A 3705-nucleotide genomic window follows, 5' to 3' on the forward strand; every position below is an offset into this window, starting at 1 on the left:
CGGCGCGATGGCCGGCGCGGCGGCGGTCCACGTCCCCAATGGCTTCTTCGCCCAGGGCGGCGGCTACGAGTACGCGGCCAGCCTCGGCCTCTCCGCCACCGGTCTCGCCGTCACCGGCCCCGGCCGCCTCTCCCTCGACCACGCCCTCGGCCACGTCCTCGACCGAGGCTGGATGGTCCCCACCGCCCTCGGCATCACCGCCGCCGCCACGGCCGCGGTGATCGGCGCCCGCAACAAGCGGCTGCGCGAGAGCGTGACGGTGGAGCAGGAGATGCTCTTCGAGGAGTGACGCCCCCGGGGACATCGGCCCCCGGGCCCCGGTACGGTCGCCGGACACCGTACGAAGGAGAGGCGACCGTGGCCGAGTACCTGACCGTCCTGACCACCACCGACACCCCCGACAAGGCCCACACCCTGGCCACCGGAGCGGTGGAGTCCCGCGTCGCGGCCTGCGCCCAGGTCGACGGCCCCGTGACCAGCGTCTACCGCTGGGAGGGCACGGTGCGCTCCGAGCGGGAATGGCGGATCCAGTTCAAGACGACCGCGGAGCGGTACGAGGCCCTGGAGGCGTACATCCAGGCCGCGCACGACTACGACACCCCGGAGATCATCGCGACCCCCGTCGTGCGGGGCAGCGGGGCGTATCTGGCGTGGGTGAGCGGGGAGACGGCGGCGGAGGGGTGAGCCGGAGCCCTCGCGGGCATGGAGGCGGCAGACGAGTCGGGCTGTACGCCGGATTTTGTCGCCGGGCGGCCTCGCGGCCGGCCGGGAGACGGCCATCCATCTAGGACCGGCGTTGCCGCCGGCCTCATGCGGTCTACCCGCGGACTCGGGCGGGCAGCCCTCGATCGTCCGCGCAGAGCGCTTTTCACGGCGCTCCTTTTGACCTTGCTCCGGGTGGGGTTTACCTAGCTGCCCAGGTCACCCTGGGCACTGGTGGTCTCTTACACCACCGTTTCACCCTTACCGAGGACCGAGGTCCCCGGCGGTCTGTTTTCTGTGGCACTGTCCCGCGAGTCGCCTCGGGTGGCCGTTAGCCACCACCCTGCCCTGTGGAGTCCGGACGTTCCTCGGGAAGCCCCTCAGGGGCTCCACGCGGCCGTCCGCCCGGCTCGTCTGCCGTGCCGACCATGCTACCGGGCGCGGGAGCCGGAGCCGACCGGTGCGGGGACGGCCGGGGGTCGGAGGTCGGGGGCGGTACGGGCACCCGTCGCCGGGCCGGGGAGCGGCGCCGCCCCCCGCGCACGCCCCGTACGCTGGCGCGGAGGCGAGATGAAGGAGTACCCGTGCTTGTCCTGCTGCCGCCCTCGGAGGGTAAGGCGTCCTCGGGCCGTGGCGCCCCGCTGAACCTGGAGTCGCTGTCGCTGCCCGGACTCACCGCCGCGCGGCAGGCCGTGCTCGGGGAGCTGGTCGAGCTGTGCGCCGGGGACGCGGAGAAGGCGCGTGAGGTGCTGGGGCTCAGCGAGGGGCTGCGCGGGGAGGTCGGGAAGAACGGGGAGCTGCTCACCGCCGGGGCCCGTCCCGCCGGGGAGATCTACACCGGTGTGCTCTACGACGCCCTCGACCTCCGCTCCCTCGAACCGGCCGCCAAGCGGCGCGCGGCCCGCTCGCTGCTGGTGTTCTCCGGCCTGTGGGGCGCCCTCGGCGTCACCGACCGCATCCCCTCCTACCGCTGCTCGATGGGCGTGAAGCTTCCCGGCCTCGGCGCGCTCGGCGCGCACTGGCGGGCGCCGATGGCGGAGGTGTTGCCCGAGGCGGCCGGTACCGGGCTGGTCCTCGACCTGCGCTCGGCCGCGTACGCCACCGCGTGGAAGCCGAAGGGCGAGGTGGCGGCCCGCACCGCGACCGTACGGGTGCTGCACGCGCCCACCCGCAAGGTGGTCAGCCACTTCAACAAGGCCACGAAGGGGCGGATCGTACGCGCGCTGCTGTCCACCGGGGCCGCCCCCGCCGACCCGGCCGAGCTGGTCGTCGCGCTGCGGGACCTCGGGTACGAGGTGGAGGCGGAGGCGCCGGGCAAGGGCGGCAGGCCGTGGGCGCTGGATGTCCTGGTGGACGAGGTCCACTGAGCTGCCGTTGCAGCATGCGCAACGCCCGTTGCGGAGGCTGATCGCGCTCGGCACGATGTCGGGCATGACCTTGCCCTTCTCGGTACTGGACCTCGCGCCCGTCCTGCCCGTCGTGGTTCTCTCCGACCCGGCCGACGCCGTACCGCTCGCGCGGGCGCTGGTCGCCGGGGGCCTGCCCGCGATCGAGGTGACCCTGCGGACTCCGGCCGCGCTCGACGTGATCCGTGCCATCGCGGCCGAGGTACCGGACGCCGTGGTGGGCGCGGGGACCGTCATCACGCCGGGGCAGGTCGCGGAGTGCGTGGCGGCGGGGGCGCGGTTCCTGGTCAGCCCGGGGTGGACGGAGGGGCTGCTGACCGCGATGAGCGCGTCCGGGCTGCCGTACCTCCCGGGGGTCTCGACCGCTTCCGAGGTGGTCGCTCTACTGGAGCGCGGGGTACGGGAGATGAAGTTCTTCCCCGCGGAGGCGGCGGGCGGTGCGGCCTATCTCCGTTCCCTGGCAGGGCCGTTGCCCCAGGCCCGCTTCTGCCCTACGGGCGGGATAGGGACGGGGAACGCGGCGGAGTATCTGGCGTTGCCCAACGTGGGCTGTGTGGGCGGCAGTTGGATGGTTCCGGGGGACGCGGTCGCCGCACGGGACTGGGGCACGGTGGAGGAGCTGGCGCGGGGCGCGGCGGGGCTCAGGGGAGCGAACTGCCGCTGAGGAGCAGCGTGTTGACGTCGAGTCGTGGCCAAAACTCAAGTACGCAGGTGCGACGTGTCGTTGAACAGCCGCACGCTCGCGTTCCCGTCGGCGTAGTACGCCACCGCCGACAGCGAGGCCGCCGACAGCTCCATCCGGAACAGTGACTCGGGCGGGGCGCCGAGGGCGAGGCGGAGGAGGGTCTTGATCGGGGTGACGTGGGTGACCAGGAGGACGGTGCGGCCCGCGTGGGCCGCGACCAGTCGGGCGCGGGCGATTTCGATGCGCTCGGCGGTCTCCGTGAAGCTCTCGCCGTTGCCCGTGGGGCGTACGGCGGGGTCGGCCAGCCAGGCGTTCAGGTCCTCGGGGTAGCGGTCCCGTACCTCTCCGAAGGTCAGCCCCTCCCAGGCGCCGAAGTCGGTCTCCCGCAGCCCGTCGTCGACGACGACCTCCAGCCCGAGCCGGGCCGCGACGATCCCCGCGGTCTCCCGGGTACGGGCCAGCGGAGAGGCGACGATCGTCTGGACCGTCCCCCGTCGGGCAAGCGCCTCGGCGACCCGCGCGGCCTGTTCCCGCCCCACCTCGGACAGCGAGGGATCGGTTCCCCCGCTCCCGGAGAACCGCTTCTGCGGGGTGAGCGGGGTCTCCCCGTGCCGGAGCAGTACGAAGGTGGCGGGCGCCCCGAGATCGGGGGCCGCGCTCCAGCCAGGGGTGGAAGTCTGCTCACCGGCGCCGGGGCGCGCGACAGCGGGGGACGCCTGCGGGGACGCGGCCTCCGGGCCGCCGGAAACCGACGCTCCCGCGTCAGCGATGTCTGTCGGGACGGCGGCCGGGGCCGTCGGTGCGACGGCCCCGTCGTCGGAGGTCACGCCCCCTGGGGAGGTGGCAGGCCCGGCAAGCGTGCGTGCCGCGCGGGCGTCGGCATCGGCATCGGCATCGGCATCGGCATCGGCA

At 74.0% G+C, this 3705-nt stretch carries 5 protein-coding genes and 1 other RNA gene; 4 read left to right on the forward strand and 2 right to left on the reverse strand.

The genetic code is table 11. The annotated features are described in order from the left end of the window. Both GTW40_RS06835 and cutA read left to right on the forward strand, forming a co-directional pair. Window positions 1-289, forward strand: a 289-nt coding sequence (locus GTW40_RS06835) for a DoxX family protein (RefSeq protein ID WP_161179260.1), incomplete at its 5' end; no start/stop codon positions are given. Between the two features lie 68 nt (window positions 290-357). Next, entirely contained in the window at window positions 358-684 is a 327-nt protein-coding gene (gene cutA, locus GTW40_RS06840) for a divalent-cation tolerance protein CutA (protein WP_161179261.1), read from the forward strand. A 28-nt stretch (window positions 685-712) separates the two neighbouring features. Here cutA and rnpB read toward each other — a convergent pair. Continuing rightward, window positions 713-1115: RNase P RNA component class A (gene rnpB, locus GTW40_RS06845), an RNA gene on the reverse strand. Window positions 1116-1286: 171 nt separating this feature from the next. Between rnpB and yaaA the strand changes: the two genes are divergently transcribed. Together yaaA and eda are read left to right on the forward strand one after the other, a co-directional pair. Continuing rightward, window positions 1287-2069 (forward strand): peroxide stress protein YaaA, encoded by a 783-nt coding sequence (gene yaaA / locus GTW40_RS06850; RefSeq protein ID WP_161179262.1) that lies wholly within the window; start codon window positions 1287-1289, stop codon window positions 2067-2069. 64 nt (window positions 2070-2133) lie between these two features. Continuing rightward, window positions 2134-2772 (forward strand): bifunctional 4-hydroxy-2-oxoglutarate aldolase/2-dehydro-3-deoxy-phosphogluconate aldolase, encoded by a 639-nt coding sequence (gene eda, locus GTW40_RS06855; protein ID WP_272918986.1) that lies wholly within the window; start codon window positions 2134-2136, stop codon window positions 2770-2772. 35 nt (window positions 2773-2807) lie between these two features. Here eda and GTW40_RS06860 read toward each other — a convergent pair. Further along, window positions 2808-3705 (reverse strand): histidine phosphatase family protein (locus GTW40_RS06860; RefSeq protein WP_237525368.1); only part of this gene is annotated, 898 nt, incomplete at its 5' end.

Source organism: Streptomyces sp. SID4985, assembly GCF_009863025.1.
Lineage (GTDB): Bacteria > Actinomycetota > Actinomycetes > Streptomycetales > Streptomycetaceae > Streptomyces.

Bases quoted from the DNA above. Each gene is read 5' to 3' on its own strand.
- eda (WP_272918986.1), top strand. From the start codon at position 2,134: ATGACCTTGCCCTTCTCGGTACTGGACCTCGCGCCCGTCCTGCCCGTC.